At 71.3% G+C, this 16173-nt stretch carries 16 protein-coding genes and 1 riboswitch; of the genes, 8 read left to right on the top strand and 8 right to left on the bottom strand.

Annotated features, from left to right (window positions below):
• Positions 1 to 263 precede the first annotated feature (263 nt).
• Positions 264 to 435: riboswitch (cyclic di-AMP (ydaO/yuaA leader) on the top strand.
• Positions 436 to 441: 6 nt separating this feature from the next.
• Entirely contained in the window at positions 442 to 1602 is a 1161-nt protein-coding gene (locus ACFWXQ_RS30620; RefSeq protein WP_383936668.1) for an NlpC/P60 family protein, read from the top strand.
• 43 nt (positions 1603 to 1645) lie between these two features.
• Here ACFWXQ_RS30620 and ACFWXQ_RS30615 read toward each other — a convergent pair whose 3' ends face one another.
• Entirely contained in the window at positions 1646 to 1999 is a 354-nt protein-coding gene (locus ACFWXQ_RS30615) for a hypothetical protein (protein ID WP_364191467.1), read from the bottom strand.
• Positions 2000 to 2247: 248 nt separating this feature from the next.
• Positions 2248 to 2436: a hypothetical protein gene (locus ACFWXQ_RS30610; RefSeq protein ID WP_386269592.1), complete on the bottom strand. Its 189-nt coding sequence runs from the start codon at positions 2434 to 2436 to the stop codon at positions 2248 to 2250.
• On the opposite strand from ACFWXQ_RS30610, the gene ACFWXQ_RS30605 reads away from it, so the two are divergent.
• Both ACFWXQ_RS30605 and ACFWXQ_RS30600 read left to right on the top strand, forming a co-directional pair.
• A complete protein-coding gene (locus ACFWXQ_RS30605; protein ID WP_383956013.1) occupies positions 2437 to 3504 on the top strand; it encodes an NlpC/P60 family protein in 1068 nt (355 codons plus the stop codon). It abuts the gene before it with no gap.
• Between the two features lie 322 nt (positions 3505 to 3826).
• Complete coding sequence (locus tag ACFWXQ_RS30600) at positions 3827 to 4510, top strand: hypothetical protein (RefSeq protein ID WP_383956016.1); 684 nt, start codon at positions 3827 to 3829, stop codon at positions 4508 to 4510.
• Between the two features lie 53 nt (positions 4511 to 4563).
• Here the strand turns inward: ACFWXQ_RS30600 and ACFWXQ_RS30595 are convergent, their stop codons facing one another.
• Positions 4564 to 5409, bottom strand: coding sequence for a LuxR C-terminal-related transcriptional regulator (locus tag ACFWXQ_RS30595; RefSeq protein ID WP_383956018.1), 846 nt, complete (start codon positions 5407 to 5409; stop codon positions 4564 to 4566).
• On the bottom strand, positions 5406 to 6689 hold the full coding sequence (locus tag ACFWXQ_RS30590) for a PspC domain-containing protein (RefSeq protein WP_383956021.1): 1284 nt from the start codon (positions 6687 to 6689) through the stop codon (positions 5406 to 5408). Before ACFWXQ_RS30590 ends, ACFWXQ_RS30595 begins: the two co-directional genes overlap by 4 nt.
• Before the next feature lie 233 nt (positions 6690 to 6922).
• Between ACFWXQ_RS30590 and ACFWXQ_RS30585 the strand changes: the two genes are divergently transcribed.
• Positions 6923 to 8398: a PspC domain-containing protein gene (locus ACFWXQ_RS30585; RefSeq protein WP_383956024.1), complete on the top strand. Its 1476-nt coding sequence runs from the start codon at positions 6923 to 6925 to the stop codon at positions 8396 to 8398.
• Positions 8385 to 8642: a hypothetical protein gene (locus ACFWXQ_RS30580; RefSeq protein ID WP_383956027.1), complete on the top strand. Its 258-nt coding sequence runs from the start codon at positions 8385 to 8387 to the stop codon at positions 8640 to 8642. Before ACFWXQ_RS30585 ends, ACFWXQ_RS30580 begins: the two co-directional genes overlap by 14 nt.
• A gap of 98 nt (positions 8643 to 8740) precedes the next feature.
• Here ACFWXQ_RS30580 and ACFWXQ_RS30575 read toward each other — a convergent pair whose 3' ends face one another.
• Positions 8741 to 9262, bottom strand: coding sequence for a DoxX family protein (locus ACFWXQ_RS30575; protein ID WP_384095596.1), 522 nt, complete (start codon positions 9260 to 9262; stop codon positions 8741 to 8743).
• A 265-nt stretch (positions 9263 to 9527) separates the two neighbouring features.
• Complete coding sequence (locus ACFWXQ_RS30570) at positions 9528 to 10829, bottom strand: hypothetical protein (protein WP_383957050.1); 1302 nt, start codon at positions 10827 to 10829, stop codon at positions 9528 to 9530.
• Between the two features lie 302 nt (positions 10830 to 11131).
• Here ACFWXQ_RS30570 and ACFWXQ_RS30565 point away from each other — a divergent pair, with 302 nt between their 5' ends.
• A complete protein-coding gene (locus tag ACFWXQ_RS30565) occupies positions 11132 to 12040 on the top strand; it encodes a DUF4429 domain-containing protein (RefSeq protein ID WP_383957053.1) in 909 nt (302 codons plus the stop codon).
• A gap of 16 nt (positions 12041 to 12056) precedes the next feature.
• On the opposite strand, the gene ACFWXQ_RS30560 is transcribed toward ACFWXQ_RS30565, so the two are convergent.
• Positions 12057 to 12851: a class II aldolase/adducin family protein gene (locus ACFWXQ_RS30560; protein WP_384095587.1), complete on the bottom strand. Its 795-nt coding sequence runs from the start codon at positions 12849 to 12851 to the stop codon at positions 12057 to 12059.
• Between the two features lie 279 nt (positions 12852 to 13130).
• Between ACFWXQ_RS30560 and ACFWXQ_RS30555 the strand changes: the two genes are divergently transcribed.
• Positions 13131 to 13649 carry a hypothetical protein gene (locus ACFWXQ_RS30555; RefSeq protein WP_383957016.1) on the top strand — a complete coding sequence of 173 codons (519 nt, stop codon included), beginning with the start codon at positions 13131 to 13133 and terminating at the stop codon, positions 13647 to 13649.
• 79 nt (positions 13650 to 13728) lie between these two features.
• Positions 13729 to 14226 (top strand): pyridoxamine 5'-phosphate oxidase family protein, encoded by a 498-nt coding sequence (locus ACFWXQ_RS30550; protein WP_384095584.1) that lies wholly within the window; start codon positions 13729 to 13731, stop codon positions 14224 to 14226.
• Positions 14227 to 14246: 20 nt separating this feature from the next.
• Here ACFWXQ_RS30550 and guaA read toward each other — a convergent pair whose 3' ends face one another.
• Entirely contained in the window at positions 14247 to 15821 is a 1575-nt protein-coding gene (guaA, locus tag ACFWXQ_RS30545) for a glutamine-hydrolyzing GMP synthase (protein ID WP_383957023.1), read from the bottom strand.
• Positions 15822 to 16173 lie beyond the last annotated feature (352 nt).

Here is a 16173-nt window from a genome sequence, read left to right as displayed (position 1 = left end):
GCGGTCTACCTGCGGCTTCGCCGGAAACCCGGAACGCCGTGTTTCGGGTGTGGGTCGGCTGTGGCTGGTCGCGCAGTTCCCCGCGCCCCCAAGGGGCGGACAACTCACCCCACACCCTTCCGAATTAACCCGGGAGCGGGGAACCCAAAGCTAAGGTCACGAAAATGTATCGGGCATAACGCGCATCAAACTTCACAGGGGCCACAGGAATTAGCTAACTTTTATGTGGGCCGCACGACCCGCACCGGCGAACACGCCGGGCCGAGCGGCCTCCGCCGAGTCCGGTACGCCCTCGTGGCCGACGGAGCCGGGGACCCACCGACCATGGGGTGAATCGGTCCAACTCCCTTCGGGGAAACGGACCGTAGGGCAAACCTTCCGGAGCACCCGCCCGAACCCGACAGCTAACTCGGTAGGCGGACGACGGAAGGAGACGCCCTCGTGGCGCCACACCGCAGGGCCCGGCCCCCCAGTTCCATGGGCATACGGACTCCGGCCATCGCCACCGCGGCCCTGACCTCGGTGGCCCTTCTCTCCCAGACGGCGAACGCGGCCCCCTCCGAGGAGCCCAGGCCGAGTCTCGAGGAAGTCGAGAAGAAGGTCGACGACCTCTACCGTCAGGCGGAGACGGCCGGCGAGAAGTACAACGCGGCCAAGGAGAAGACCACCAAGCAGAAGAAGCGCGTCGACACCCTCCTCGACGACGTGGCGCGCCGCACGGAGAAGCTCAACGACGCGCGCGAGGAGCTCGGTACGTTCGCCGCCGCGCAGTACCGCACCGGGGCCGCCGCCCCCGACACCGCCTCCCTCCTCCTCGCGGACAACCCGCAGGACTACTTCGACCAGACCCAGCTGATGGACCGGCTGACCAGCCGCCAGAAGCAGTCCGTCGACGACTACGTGACGCAGCAGACCGCCACGACGGAGAAGCGGCAGGAGGCGTCCGAGAGCCTGGAGACGCTCACCAGGACACAGAGCTCGCTCAAGACGTCCAAGGCGGACGTCCAGCGGAAGCTCGCCACGGCGCGCGACCTCCTCTCGAAGCTGACCACCGAGGAGAAGGCGCGGCTCGCCGCGATCGAGCGGCAGAAGCAGGAAGCGGCCCAGCGCAAGGCGGACGAGCTGGCCCGGCAGCAGGCGGCCGACGCCGAGCGGCGGCGCCAGGAGGCGGCACAGGGCACCGGGACCTCCACGGGCGCCGGGAGCGCCCCGGGGACGTCGGGGACCTCCGGGTCCGACTCCGCCGCCTCCACCGCCAAGGCCGGCAAGGCGCTCGCGTTCGCCCGCGCCCAGGTCGGCAAGCCGTACGTCTGGGGCGCGAGCGGCCCCGGCTCGTACGACTGCTCCGGGCTCACCCAGGCCGCCTGGAAGGCCGCCGGCGTCACCCTCCCGCGCACCACCTGGGACCAGGTCAAGGCCGGCACGACGGTCTCCGTGAACAGCGCCCAGCCCGGTGACCTGGTCTTCTTCTACGACGACATCAGCCACGTCGGCATCTACGTCGGCGACGGAATGATGATCCACGCGCCCAAGCCGGGGGCGTACGTCCGCGAGGAGTCGATCTTCTACATGCCGATCCACAGCGTGGTGCGCCCGGCCTGAGGGGCTTTCGCAGACCTGAGTGGAAGCAGGAGCCTGTCTCCGCTCAGGTCCAGAGCACCGCGATGAAGATGTTCGCCGTGGTCAGTCCGCCCACCAGGCCGAACAGGCTGTTCTCCACCTTTTCCTCGTCCCGTTTCACGTACACGAGGCCGAGGATCACGACCAGCAGGGCGAGCTTCACGCCTATCTTGATGTTGTTCACGGTCTGGTCGTCGGCCTGGTTGAGGCCGACCAGGATCGCGCCGGTGACGAGCATGGTCAGCGCGCCGTGGAGCATGGCGGGGCTGAAGCGGGCCGTGCCGTCGCTCATGGCCCTCAGCTGCGTGAGGAAGCCGCCGAGGAGGGACGCGATGCCGATGATGTGCAGGGCGACGAAGACATGAATGAGTACGTCCATGAGCCCGGACCCTAACCAAACGCCTCCGCACCACCACGCACCGCCCCCGGCCTCGCCCACCGGCCCCCGGCTGAGCCCATAGCACCGCGTCGCCGCCCGTTTCCCCACAACCCGCGCATCGGTCACCGCACCACGTCAAGTCGGCGGCCCCGGGGCCGGATCGCGGTCGCACCCGGTCAGCTCATGTCCGAGTCCCACCACTTCCGTACATGCCGTTACCCCCGCCGCGGTCCCAGGTTTAGCGTCCTTCACCAGGTGACCGGCTCCCCACCACCGCCCGGGTCAGGGCGGCATCCGGACACCACCGCCGAGAAAGGTCCGGCGGCGGCCCGCTCCCCCTGTGCGGGCCGCCGCCGGACGTGCAACCGGCCCCTGAGGGCCGCCGCCGCGGGACGCAGCAACTCCTCGGCGGCCGTACGGAAGGACGTGGAACGCACGTGGCAGCGCACCGCAAGCCGAGACAGCGCTCAGTCGGCGGAAGTACGGCCCGCACCGCCTTCACCATCGCGCTGGCGGGCGCGGCGAGCGCGACCGGGTTCGAGGGGACGGGAAGCGCCGCCCCGGAGCTGACACCCGCTCAGGTCAAGGCGAAGGTCGACAAGTTGTACCAGGAGGCGGAGGTCGCCACCGAGAAGTACAACGGTGCGAAGGAGAAGTCCACGAAGACGCGGGGCCGCCTGGACACCCTGCGGGACGAGGCCGCGCGCAGGACGGAACGGCTCAACTCCGAGCGGGACGCGCTCGGTTCACTGGCCGCCGCGCAGTACCGGGACGGCGGGATCGACCCCGCGCTCGGGCTCATGCTCTCCTCCGATCCCGATCAGTACCTGGACGGGGCCGCGTTCGCCGAGCGGGCCGGCAGCAGGCAGGCCTCGAACGTGTCGCGCGTACGACGGCAGCTGCGCGAGATCGAGCAGTTGCGCGGGGCCGCCCACGTCGAACTCACCTCGCTCAAGGAGCGGCAGGCGGAGCTGAAGCGGCACAAGACGACCGTCACCGGGAAGCTGGGAGAGGCACGGGATCTGCTGTCGCGGCTGTCGGACGCGGACCGGGCCCGCATCGGCGCCGACGACGCCGACACCGCCCGCGCCTCACGTTCCGCCGCGAGCCCGCGCGACCTGGGCGGCGGCCCGGGTGCGTCGACCACCGCCCCCAACTCCCGTGCGGCGACGGCGGTTTCATACGCGTACGGGAAACTCGGCAGCCCGTACGTGTGGGGCGCCACCGGACCCGACGCCTTCGACTGCTCGGGGCTGATGCAGGCCGCGTACCGCGCCGCGGGGATCGAACTGCCCCGCACGACGTACGCGCAGATCAACGCGGGCCAACGTGTGTCGCGGTCCGAACTGCGCCCCGGCGACCTGGTGTTCTTCTACTCGGGCATCAGCCACGTGGGGCTGTATGTGGGCAACGGGCAGATGGTCCACGCGCCCAATCCGTCGGCGCCGGTGCGGGTGGCGCCGATCGACGAGATGCCGTTCGCGGGGGCCACGCGCGTGGCGTGAGCCGACCGGCGGGCAGGCAGGGGTCGGCGGAGCAGACGGGGATGGGTCGAACAGGCAGGAAGGGCTGGTGGAGCAGGCAGGAATTGGTGGAGAGCGCAGGGGAGTTCAAGCCGTTCGGGCGTCGGACTGGCGTGGATGGGCATCGCGCGGGTACAGCGGCGGGGTAGCGTCGGCGTGGCACTGTTCGACATGCCGCACCGCACGGTCGCGATCCCCGCGTCGCGATCTGCTCGGCCCCGTTCCGCCTCGCTCTCCCGCTCTCTTCCGTCCCGTTCCGCCGTTCCGTTCCGCCCGGTTCGCCGTCGCCCTCCCGAAGGATTCGATGCCCGGCCCCACGCTGCCGCCTCCGCCGCCGCCCGCGTACATCAGCGGCTGGCCGGACAGATCGGCGCTGCTGGCGGACCGCGGGCGGGCGTTGGAGGAGTTGCGCAGACGCAGTCTCGGGGTGCACCGCGTGCTGCTGCTGTGGCTGCTGGCGGTCGCGGCGATCATCGGATGGGCGCTGCTGGTACTGCCGTTGCAGCAGCTTGAGCAGCGCGATCCCACCGGGTTCATCCTGGGTCCGCTCTTCGCGGTCCTCGGTCTGGCCTCGCTGGCACCCTCCGTCGTGGCGGTCGTTCTCGCCGTCCGGCGGGACCGTCATATCAGCCAACTTCTGGACGCCTGGCTGCGGTTGGACAGCCATCCGCCCACCGACGACCGCCTGCGCTCCTCCGGCCTGAGTCTCTTCTGGCTGCTCTCCTCGCTCACCGTCGGCGCGTTCGGACTGTGGACGTCGTTCGCGGGGGCGGCGGAGGCGAGGCCCGGACGTGACGCCTACAGCGACGTGGTGCTCGTGATGGGCATCGGCTTCATCCTCTGGCTGACCGGCCTGATCGGCGTGGTGAAGGCCGTACGGCACTATCGGTGGGCCGTACGGGTGTTGGGGCCCCGGGTACCGGCACTGGTACCGGCACCCGCCGAGCCGCGGACAACGGCTCCCGCTGCCGAGGATCAGGGCGACTGACACCCCGGTCCCGCTCTTCCCGGCTCCAGCAGGCGCCCTGACGTCGGACGACGTCAGACGAGCCGTCGCGCCGTGGCCCATCGCGTCAGCTCGTGCCGGTTGGACAATTGCAGCTTCCGCAGGACCGCCGAGACGTGGGACTCGACCGTCTTTACGGAGATGAACAGCTGCTTGGCGATCTCCTTGTACGCGTACCCCCGGGCGATGAGGCGCAGGACCTCGCGCTCGCGCTGGGTGAGGCGGTCCAGGTCCTCGTCGACGGGCGGGGCGTCGGTGGAGGCGAAGGCGTCGAGGACGAAGCCGGCCAGGCGGGGCGAGAAGACCGCGTCGCCGTCCTGGACGCGGAAGACGGAGTCGACGAGGTCCGTGCCGGTGATCGTCTTCGTGACGTAGCCACGGGCGCCGCCCCGGATCACACCGATGACGTCCTCCGCGGCGTCCGACACGGACAGCGCGAGGAACCGCACCGGCTGCTCGGCGTCCGCCATCAACGGCGAGCAGCGGCGCAGGACTTCGACCCCGCCGCCGCCCGGGAGGTGCACGTCGAGGAGGACGACCTCGGGCCGGGTCGCGGTGATGACCGTGACGGCCTGGTCGACGTCGGCGGCCTCGCCGACCACCTCGACGCCGGTCCGCTCGGTCTGCCCGATCTCCGCCTGGACCCCCGTACGGAACATGCGGTGGTCGTCGACGAGAACCACGCGCACGCGTCGGCCGGGCCCGGAGCCCGCCGGATCGGGGGCGCCCGCCGGGCCGTTGGCCGTGGTGGCCCCGGACGGCGCACCGGCTCCGGCCGAACCTGCCGCACCGGCCGCCGCGGCAGGGCCGCCGGCCGTGCCCGCGCCGGTCGTGCCGGCGTCCGGCCCGACCGCTCCGGTCGGTTCGCTCGCGTCGCTCATGTCTCCGCCCTCTCCATCTCCAGCTCGACCTCCGTGCCGCCGTCCGGTACCGCGCGCAGCCGCGCCGTACCGCCGTTGCGCTCCATGCGGCCGATGATCGATTCTCTGACGCCCATGCGGTCGCCCGGTATCGAATCCAGGTCGAAGCCCGGACCGCGGTCGCGGACCGACACGAAGACGGTCCTCCCCTCGACCTCGGCGAAGACCTGCACCGCGCCGCCCTCGCCACCGTACTTGGCCGCGTTCACCATGGCTTCCCTCGCGGCCTGCATCTGGGCGCCGATGCGGTCGTCGAGCGGGCAGTCGCCGACGACCACGACCTCGATGGGGACGCCGTGCTTGTCCTCCACCTCGGCGGCGTTGCGCTTCACGGCCTCGGCGAGCGTGCCGGGCTCGTCGTCCTCGTCCTTGCCGGTGCCCTCGGGCTTGTAGAGCCAGTTGCGCAGGTCGCGCTCCTGGGCGCGGGCGAGGCGCCGGACCTCGTTCGCGTTCTCGGCGTTCCGCTGTATCAGGGTCAGGGTGTGCAGCACCGAGTCGTGGACGTGGGCGGCGACCTCGGCCCGCTCCTGGGCCCGGATGCGCATCAGGCGCTCCTCGGAGAGGTCCTGGGTCATGCGGACGAGATACGGGCCGGCGAGCAGCGCTATGCCGACGAGGACCGCGAGCGCGGCCTGGAGGACCGATCCGAGGTGGGCGGCGGAGCCCTGCAGGACGAAGATCGCGGAGACGCCCGTGGCGACGAGCAGGACGCCGGCCGCGGAGCGGAGCAGGGTGATCGTGCGCTTGCGGCGGCCGACCTCCATCCAACGGGCCCGCCGCGCGTTGTCCGCCTGGCGCCAGACCAGGGCGACGCCCGCGCCCACCAGAACGGTGGGCCAGAGGTAGGCCTTGGCCCCGCCGCTCAGGTCCACATTGCCGACGAAGATCAGGGCCACCACGACCATGGCGAGCAGCGCGACGATCTGGCCCTTGTCGGGCTTGCGGGCGACGAGTCTGCGGCGGCCGTCGGGCGCGGTCTCGGTGGCGAGGGCGGGGGGCCGCTCGGCGTCCACACCGCCGATGCCGAGCGGGACGAAGAACCAGAACGCCGCGTACAGCAGCGCGCCGAGGCCGTCCGCCATCATCAGGCCGACGAAGACCAGCCGCACCCAGATCACGGGCAGCCCGAGATGGCCCGCGAGCCCCCGCGCCACCCCGCCGAGCCAGCGTCCGTCACTGCTGCGGTAGAGCTTGCGCGGCGGCCGCGGGTCCTCGACGGTCAGGGTTGCGGCTTCCGGCATGCCATCGATGTTCACACGCCGGACGGCGCCGGGCATCAGGGTCGACCCCCTAGACTCCCCTGATCTTCGAAAGACCCCTCCTGATCTTCGAATCGGCACGGGGATCTCCTCCGAATCGGCGCGGAAGCCCCCTCGTTGATCACCGCGTGAGGGTCCGGCCCAGGGTCGATTTCAGGGTTCGGCCAGGGTCGTACCGACTCCCGTCCGGCCGTCGCGGCCGTCACCATGGACACATGACAGATCACCAGCACGCCGCGCCGGGTCCGGGACCCGGCTCCGGCCCGTCCGGGGGTGGAGTCCCGGGGGCGGAGCCGCAGGACACCGTGCCCGCGGCGGGCGCCCGGGCCAGCGCGGGTGAGGAGCCGCGTGCGCCCGGGGAGCCACCCACGCCGGGGAGCCCGCTCGCGCCCGGGGAGCCCGGTGTGCCCGAGGTCCCGCGGAAGTTCCGGCGCGACCCGCGGCACAAGATGCTGGGCGGCGTGTGCGCGGGGCTCGGGCGGCAGTGCGACATGGACCCGGTGATCTTCCGGATCGTGCTCGCCGTGCTCTCGGCGACCGGCGGCCTCGGCCTGATCTTCTACGGCTTCGCCTGGCTCTTCGTCCCGAACGACGACGAGGACGAGAACGAGGTGCGCAAGCTCCTCACCGGCCGGGTCGACGGCCAGGCGCTGGCGGGCGTGCTGTTCGCCCTGGTCGGCTGCGGTGTGTTCCTCTCCATGCTGACCAACAGCGGCGTGCTGACGTTCGCGACGACGCTCTCGCTGCTCCTCGCGGGCGCCGGGTACTGGTCGAGGCAGCGCGCCACGGAGGACCCCGACCCGCTCGCCGCGCAGGCCGTCGCCGATGCGCCGCCGGAGGCGCAGGCACCGCCCGTCCCCGGCTCGTTCCCCTCCTGGTGGCGCGAGCCCATCGTCAAGGACGGCACGTATGTGGGCGGCACGGGCTATCTGTGGGGCCCCAAGGACGTGCGTGACCGCGACATCGCGGCGGCGATCACCATCGCGCAGGGCGGCGGCCACGTCCGGGACATACGTACCCGGGCGCCCAAGCCGCCAGGACCCCGCTCGATCGGTGGCCGGGTGTTCCTGTTCGCCCTCGTGGCGGGCCTGCTCGGTACGCGCCTGACCTGGGACGACCGCGCGCTGGGCGCCAGCCTGCAGACCGGCCTTGCCTGCGCGCTCGGCGTGCTCGGCCTGGGCATCGCGCTCAGCGCGTTCCGGGGGCGCACCGGAGCGGGGTCGATCTTCCTCGCCATCGTCACGGCGGGCCTCCTGGCGTGCTCGGCGGCACTGCCGAAGGACATCAGCACCCACTGGGAGCGTACGGACTGGACACCGGCCACGGCCGCCGCCGTACAGGAGCAGTACGACCTCGGCACCGGCGTCGGCACGCTCGACCTCAGCCGGATCGAACTCGCCAAGGGCCGGACGGTGACGACGAACGCCGAGGTGGGGATGGGACAGCTCAAGGTGATCCTGCCCAAGGACGTCACGGTGAAGCTGGTGATCGAAGTGGGCGTAGGCGACATCCAGTTGCCGGGCGACGACAAGCAGGACGTGGACGTGGCCCCGGGCAAGCACAAGCAGGTGACGCTCTCCCCCACGGGACCCACGGGAGAGAGCACGGACAAGGCCAAGGCCGGCGGCACGCTCGACCTCACCCTCGAAGTCGGCATCGGACAGGCGGAGGTCACCCGTGTCACGTCATGAGTTCCAGCCCGGCCGGCTCATCGCGGGCCTCTTCCTCACCCTCACGGGCGTCGTCTACGCCGGAGACGCGGGCGACGCCTGGGACACCCCGTGGTTCGTGGTGATCCCCCTGGTCACAGCCGGCCTCTGCCTGGCAGCCGCGGCGGGCACCCTGTCCCACACAATCCGCCGCCACCGACGCCGCGCACTGCTCACACGAGAGTCCAAGGAATCCAAGGAGGCCACCCACACCCCGGCCCAGTAGAGGTGCGCCCTTCAGGGGCGCGGGGAACTGCGCGACAAGCCCCCACCGGCCCGCAGGTCAGTCACACGCCTCCGGCGGAGGTGTCGGACGAGCAGCGCCTAATAGGCGCTGCTCGTCCGGCGCCGACGCCGAGCCCGAATCATCGCATCCACAGAAAACACCGACGCACCGGCAAGCACGAGCGGCAGCCAGGCCATCAGGTAAGGGAGGTCGTTGCCGTAGTAGTACGGGTCGGACGCCCAGCTCACCGTCAGCCACAGGCTGAGCGAGATCAGGGCGCCGCCGAACGCGGCGAGACGGGCGAGGAGACCGATCAGCGTGCCGATACCCACCGCGAGCTCACCGAAGGCGATGGCGTAGCCGAAGCCGACGGGATTCTTGAGGGCGAGATCGACGAGCGCCGGAATGGCCGAGGAGTCGCGCACCGTCCGCATCAGGTCGCCGACCGACCCGGCACCGGCGTCGTGCATGAAGGCACTGTCGGTCAGCTTGTCGATTCCCGCGTAGATGAAGGTGACGCCGAGGAAGACCCGCAGCGGAAGGAGGGCGTACCGCGTCGCGGTGTCCCGCCAGTCACCGCCGCCGTCGTCCATGTACCCGGAGTGCGTGTCCATTCGCATGCCGTGAGCCATCGCTCTCCGCCGCCTCTCGCCCGCCGAACGGTTCACCCCTCAACAGACGATACGTACGACGACGAGGTCCCGCTCAAGAACGGACGCACAAATTTTCACCAGGTCCCCCCGAACATCCCTTTTGAGCCCGTACGGGAACGGAGGATCCGCGTCCGCGGGCCGCCCGCCGGCGAGACGTCCATGCGAGTGGTGGCGGGCGGGAGCCGTGGGCCGGGCGCCGCGAGCCACGGTCGCTCCGTCACCGGGCCCGCGGTCACTCCGTCACATCGATGCCCACCCGGTTCGTCTCCAGCCCCGCCGCGGTGACGACCTGTACGTCCACCCGTCCGGGCTCCACATCCGCCGGCACGGGCACGGTGAGCACCGCGTCGGACGGGTTGCTGAACCCGCCGGGCACCGGAACCAGCGGCACATGCACATGCACCGCCCCGATCCGCACCACCATCCGCGACAGCCGGTCCGCGCCCTGTGCGCCGGGCGGTACGAATCCGGCGCCCCGGATCTCGATGTCGTCCCCGGTCCTGATCGGCGCGTCCAGATCCCCCGCCTCGCGCGAGCGCACGACCGACAGGATCACCGGCCGCCCACCCTCCGCGTACTTCCCGGCGACATACGTGGCGGCCGACACCAGGACCATCACAGCCAGCCCCCACGGCAGATCGGGCAGCTGCTCGGGCCGCCGGGCCAGCCGGACCGCCGCGAAGACCAGTGCGACGGCGCCCACGACCACGTACTGGATGTCGGCGAAGCTGCCCCGGCCGGAGTCGTCGGTGAGCAGGTCCGCGGCCCGGGGCCGGTCGGCCCGCACCTTCTGCAACCGCTGTCCGAGGACGCGCAGCCCCACGACCCGCCGCACGAGCACGGCGATCGCGCACACGACGGCGAGCACGGTCACGATCCCGGCTCCCCGCGCGAGTTCGAGCCCGGCGATCAGGGTGTCCCGCTCGTCGGGGGAGGACGCGCCGGCCAGCCGTCCCGCCAGCACGAGCACGGCGTAGACGACGAACAGCACCCAGCCGACCGCCACGGCACGGGAGGTGGACAGCCGGTTGTCCTCGCCGATGACGGGCGCCAGCACCCCGCCCCGCGCCCGGTGGAACCACGAGGCCCCGGTCAGCAGCCCGCTCACGACCACCGCGGCCACCAGCCCCGCGGTCCGCGCGGCCGTCCAGCCCGCCCCGATCGCGGTGAGCGTCTGCACCAGCAGCAGGACGACGACAACTCCCCATACGGCGATGACGGTTCGCCGCCACACCAGGCCGAGCCAGACCTCGCCCTCGGCCCGCCCGCGCTCCGCGACGACGTCCGCGGACTGGGTCAGCTCGTCCGACACCCACTGCCTCGACGCCCCGGCCGAGTACGCGACGGCCGCGGGCAGCCCCCGCCCGGACGCCAATTCGTCCCGCTTGGAAAGGAATTCGGCAACGGCACGCCGATGCCCCTCGCGCGCCCCGTGCGGACAGTTGCCGCAGGTGCAGCCCCCCTCGTGCCCGCTCCGACCGGCGCCGCGCCCGGCGTCACGCCCCGCGCCCTGTCCAGTCTCCTGCACCGCCACGCCCGTTGCCGCCTTCCAGACCATTGGGTCGAACCCTCATTTACCGCACGCCCCACCGAACCGACCGCACGCCCTGCCGATATGCCACGTTCGCACGCCACCGCCGCACCACGGTCAGTGGCACGACCACCGGCCCCATGGCCGCCGGTCGCACAATCAACCCCCGCACAACTGCACAGCCGCACAACTGCCTCGCGACGACAGCGCATTGTGCCGTACCCCACACCCCGCGCGTCCGCCAGGTCTGGTCAGCGCGGGTGAACCGCCCACCCCCGTGTTGACCCGGCTGCGAGAATTCCCGTATGGCCGAGATCATCCAGCGCGACGGGACCTGGGCCTTCGACGGCAGCACGGTCCGGATCACCCCGGGACTGCACCGCTCCGTGCCGCTGTTCCGGCAGACGTACGGAGAGATCGCCGTGCCCCTCGAAGCGGTCGCGGGCGTCGCCCACGAACCCGAACGCAAACGGGGCCGGCTGCGCCTGAGGCTCCGCGAGGGCGCCGACCCGCTGCTCCAGGCGACCGGGGGCCGCCTGCCCGAGGCCGCGGACCCGTACCGGCTGACGGTGGACATCGACCGCTCGGGCGTCGCCGAGTACGTCGCCGAGGAGATCCGGCGCGCCCTGCTCCTTGAGGAGATCCCCAAGGAACCGGCCAGAACCTACCTCCTGCCCGGCCCGCCCGTCCCCGTCTCGGTCCGTTCCAGCGACGGCACGGTGTCCTTCGACGGCACCCAGGTGCGTATCGACTGGAGCGACACCTCGGACCGGGTGAAGCGCGCGACAGGCCCGCGCATCATCGAGCTGCCGGACCTGGTCCAGGTGGAGTGGCTGCCCAACTCCGGTTACGAGGACGGCTTCCTGCGCTTCGTGACGCGCGACTCGGTGTTCTCCAAACTGCCGCCGGAGAAGGACCCGTTCGCCCTCGACCTGTGGGGCAGTGCCCGCCGCGATCTGCTCACGGCGCTGGTCGCCACCGCGGTCATGGCCCGCCTCCCGCACCCGTCCACCCGTTCCGGCGAGTACGCCCAGGGCGACCCGCCCAGCCTCCCGGCCGCACCCGCCGAGGACTCCGTACCGCAGCCGCCCCGGCAGGGCCACCACGACGTACTCCTGCGCCGCCTCAGGGAGTTGGGCGAACTGCACCGCGACGGGGTGCTCACGGACGAGGAGTTCGCGACGACGAAAGCGGCGGTGCTGCGGGACTTCTGACACAGGCGAGATCGGGCTAGCTGAGGAGATCGGGTTCGCTGCGGCTGATGTCCTGCCACAGCGGCTGGTAGTTGATCCACGCCACCAGGTCCCCGCCGAGCTGTTCCCGTGTCGCGACCGCCTGCTTGTGGTCGATGAGTACGGGACGGCCCGCCGCGCACGCGGTCAGCTGCACCTGGCACGAGCGCTCCATCGACAGGAACCACCAGGCCGCCGCGTCCACCGAGTCGCCGACGGTCAGCAGCCCGTGGTTGCGCAGCACGAGCGCCTTGCGGGTGCCGAGCGCGGAGGCGATCCGCCGCCCCTCCTCGGCGTCCACGGCGACCCCCGAGTACGCGTCGTACAGCGCGTGGTCCTCGTAGAACGCGCAGCTCTCCTGGGTGATCGGGTCGAGCAGGTCGCCGAGCGCGGACAGCGCGCGGCCGTGCACCGAGTGGCAGTGGGCGACCGCGACGACGTCCGGCCGGGCGGCGTGCACCTGGGCGTGCACGGTGAACGCCGCCTGGTTCACGTGATAGCGGCCCTCGATCACCTGCCCGTCCTCGTTGGCCATGACCAGGTCACCGACCGTGACGTGCTTGAACGGCATTCCGAACGGATTGACCCAGAAGCAGTTGCTGTACTCCGGATCGCGCGCGGTGATGTGACCGGAGACCCCGTCCTCGAACCCGAGCCGCCCGAAGAGCCGCAGCGCGCCCGCGAGGCGTTCCTTGCGGTGCCGCCGTTCGTCGTCGAGCGACTCGTGCATGGGCGGCATGGCGAAGCGCAGCCGGTCGGTGGGAAGCGGCAGGGGCGGTGTGGGCCCGTGCATATGTCCTCCAGCCCTGAGGTACGGACTCCGTACGTGTTTACGGGCGGGAAGTTACCGGCGGTCAGCGCAGGAGAACAGAGATGTTCGTGAAGAGAGTGCACAACCGTTGCACGGGGTCGCTGGTCTGCCTGTCCGGAGCCAACTATTCGGTCGGGCACCTGCACCGACGCCCCCTGGAGGACCCCCCGTGCGCAGTCACCCCCCTACGCTGCGCGGACCGCGTCCCGCGACCGCACCCCCCACCCGCCCATGAAGAGAAACGAGCGCCTTGTCACAGGCATGCTCAGACAGATCGCCACGCGCGACGTGGTCGTCCTGGACGACCTCGGCGGATCCCCCCGCCGCCTCGCCGCGCTCACCTACATCGCCGTGCAGTACGGATTCCGGTACGAGGAGACGAGCAGACTCGGCCAGACACTTCAGGTCCGCCTGACCCGCGACCCCCGCCCCGAGGCCCGCGAACGCAGCACGGCCGCCCTCGGCCGCCTCGCCGCAGGCCGCGCTCCGGGCATGCGCCCGGGCACGCTCAAACCGCTGCCGGACGTGGCGCCCGCGGTCGGGCTGCTCAGGGCCCGTATCGAGTTCGACGCGCTCTCCGACGACCTGGACTGGCGCCGCAAGGCCGTCTTCATGACCGCCAGCGCGGCCCTCATGGCGCTGCTGCTGATCCCTGCGGGCTGGAGGGCCTCGCTCGCCGCGAGCGCCACCATGGCCGCGGTGTTCGCGGTCTTCCTGCGCCTGGAGGTGATACGGAAGGACCGGCTGGCCCGGCGGCTGCGCTCGGCGGGGCTGATCTGAGCGGTCCGCCCCGAGAACCCGACCCTCCGCCGCCGCAAAGGCGACAGAAGATGTCGGGTATCGGCGTAAGACTCGTCGTATGACTCGGACGACATCGGCTCGCAGGACATCGAACTGGGCAGCGTTCACCGCCGCGGAACCGGACCTCGCCAAGACCGTCGAGGACCGGTTCGCGGCCTTCACGCACCACATCGTGGCGACCCTCCGCAAGGACGGGTCGCCACGCACCTCGGGACTCGAAGTCCGGTTCCTGAACGGGGAGTTGTGGCTCGGCATGATGCCGGACTCGCTCAAGGCACTGGACCTGCGCCGGGACCCGCGCTTCGCCCTGCAGGCGAACCCGGGTCCCGGCACGGAGATGGCGGGCGGCGACGTACGGATCGCGGGCCGGGCCGTCGAGGTCGAGGACCCGGCGGAGCGTGCCCGGTACGCCGAAGAGGTGGAACCGCCGGAGCCGTTCCACCTCTTCCGCACCGAGCTGACGGAGGTCGTACGGACCTACGTCGAGGACGACACGTATCTGGTCGTCGAGATCTGGAAGCCCGGAGAGCCGGTGCGGACTCTCAGGCGGACCTGAGCCACAGGTCTAGACCGGGCTCACTCCCATTCGATGGTGCCCGGCGGCTTCGACGTGACGTCGAGGACGACCCGGTTGACGTCGGCGACCTCGTTCGTGATGCGCGTCGAGATCTTCGCGAGGACGTCGTACGGGAGGCGCGACCAGTCGGCGGTCATGGCGTCCTCGGACGAGACGGGCCGCAGCACGATCGGGTGGCCGTACGTCCGGCCGTCACCCTGGACGCCCACGCTGCGGACGTCCGCGAGCAGCACGACCGGGCACTGCCAGATGTCGCGGTCGAGGCCGGCCGCCGTCAGCTCCTCGCGGGCGATGGCGTCGGCCTCGCGGAGCAGGTCGAGCCGCTCCTTGGTGACCTCGCCGACGATACGGATGCCGAGGCCGGGGCCGGGGAACGGCTGGCGCTGGACGATCTCGTCCGGCAGGCCCAGCTCCTGGCCGACCATCCGGACCTCGTCCTTGAACAGCTTGCGCAGCGGCTCGATCAGCTTGAACTCGAGGTCTTCGGGCAGCCCGCCCACGTTGTGGTGGGACTTGATGTTGGCGGTACCGGTACCGCCGCCGGACTCCACGACATCCGGGTACAGCGTGCCCTGCACCAGGAAGGCGACCTCGGGACCCTCGTCCGCGATGATCTCGGCCTGCGCCTGCTCGAAGACGCGGATGAACTCGCGCCCGATGATCTTCCGCTTCTCCTCGGGGTCGGAGACCCCGGCGAGCGCGGTGAGGAATCGTGCTTCCGCGTCCACGACCTTGAGCTGTACGCCGGTCGCGGCAACGAAGTCCTTCTCGACCTGCTCGGTCTCGCCCTTGCGCATCAGACCGTGGTCGACGTACACGCAGGTCAGCTGGGTGCCGATGGCCTTCTGGACGAGGGCGGCGGCCACGGCGGAGTCGACGCCGCCGGACAGACCGCAGATGGCGCGCTTGTCGCCGACCTGCTCGCGGATCAGCTCCACCTGCTCCTCGATGACGCTGCCGGTGGTCCAGGAGGGGGTGAGGCCCGCGCCCCGGTACAGGAAGTGTTCGAGCACCTGCTGGCCGTGCGTGGAGTGCATGACCTCGGGGTGGTACTGGACCCCGTACAGCCGCTTCTCGTCGTTCTCGAAGGCCGCGACCGGGACGACGTCCGTGGAGGCGGTCACCGAGAAGCCCTCCGGGGCCGCGCTGCACGCGTCGCCGTGGGACATCCACACCGACTGCTCGTCCGGGGTGCCCTCGAAGAGGGTCGAGCCCGACTTGGAGACGTGCAGTGGCGTACGGCCGTACTCGCGGGCGCCGGTGTTGTCGACCGTGCCGCCGAGGGTGGTCGCCATCAGCTGGAAGCCGTAGCACATGCCGAAGACCGGGACGCCGGCCTCGAACAGGGCGCGGTCCAGGCGGGGGGCGCCTTCCGCGTACACCGACGAGGGGCCGCCGGAGAGGATGATCGCCGCCGGGTTCTTGGCGAGCATCTCCGCGACCGGCATGGTGCTCGGCACGATCTCGCTGTAGACCCGGGCCTCGCGGACTCGGCGGGCGATGAGCTGGGCGTACTGCGCACCGAAGTCGACGACCAGGACGGTGTCGGGGGCGACGGGGGACGCTTCTGGCACGGTTTGCCTTCCGGCGGTTCAGCAGGGATGTGCCTCCGAGTCTAACCGGGCGCCCGAAGCCGACGCCCCGTCCCTGGGGCTCCGCCCCCCGACCCCCGTGTCACACCGGGGCTCCGCCCCGGGCCCCGCGGGTGCGTCGTCGGGTGCGGGCCGCGTATGGCTGGTCGCGCAGTTCCCCGCGCCCCTGAAAAGCGGGGCTGCGCCCCTGCTTCCAGCCCGTCCGGCGTTTGAGGACGAGGCCGTTCAGGCCGATTTCCCGCCCCCCCCCCCCCCCCCCCCCCCCCGCCGCCTAAAAAAAAAACAAGCCCCCCAACAACCAAAACAAAACGGTAGGGGGAGTGGTGGTGGTATA

This window comes from Streptomyces sp. NPDC058697 (assembly GCF_042715345.1).
Taxonomy (GTDB): domain Bacteria; phylum Actinomycetota; class Actinomycetes; order Streptomycetales; family Streptomycetaceae; genus Streptomyces; species Streptomyces liliifuscus.
This window is presented reverse-complemented; position numbering and strand designations above follow the sequence as displayed.

Excerpts from the sequence above, each read along its gene's own strand:
- ACFWXQ_RS30615 (WP_364191467.1), bottom strand. The coding sequence starts at position 1,999 with ATGGACGTACTCATTCATGTCTTCGTCGCCCTGCACATCATCGGCATC.
- ACFWXQ_RS30600 (WP_383956016.1), top strand. The coding sequence starts at position 3,827 with ATGCCCGGCCCCACGCTGCCGCCTCCGCCGCCGCCCGCGTACATCAGC.
- ACFWXQ_RS30595 (WP_383956018.1), bottom strand. The coding sequence starts at position 5,409 with ATGAGCGACGCGAGCGAACCGACCGGAGCGGTCGGGCCGGACGCCGGC.
- ACFWXQ_RS30590 (WP_383956021.1), bottom strand. The coding sequence starts at position 6,689 with ATGCCGGAAGCCGCAACCCTGACCGTCGAGGACCCGCGGCCGCCGCGC.
- ACFWXQ_RS30585 (WP_383956024.1), top strand. The coding sequence starts at position 6,923 with ATGACAGATCACCAGCACGCCGCGCCGGGTCCGGGACCCGGCTCCGGC.
- ACFWXQ_RS30575 (WP_384095596.1), bottom strand. The coding sequence starts at position 9,262 with ATGCGAATGGACACGCACTCCGGGTACATGGACGACGGCGGCGGTGAC.
- ACFWXQ_RS30565 (WP_383957053.1), top strand. The coding sequence starts at position 11,132 with ATGGCCGAGATCATCCAGCGCGACGGGACCTGGGCCTTCGACGGCAGC.
- ACFWXQ_RS30560 (WP_384095587.1), bottom strand. The coding sequence starts at position 12,851 with ATGCACGGGCCCACACCGCCCCTGCCGCTTCCCACCGACCGGCTGCGC.
- ACFWXQ_RS30555 (WP_383957016.1), top strand. The coding sequence starts at position 13,131 with ATGCTCAGACAGATCGCCACGCGCGACGTGGTCGTCCTGGACGACCTC.
- ACFWXQ_RS30550 (WP_384095584.1), top strand. The coding sequence starts at position 13,729 with ATGACTCGGACGACATCGGCTCGCAGGACATCGAACTGGGCAGCGTTC.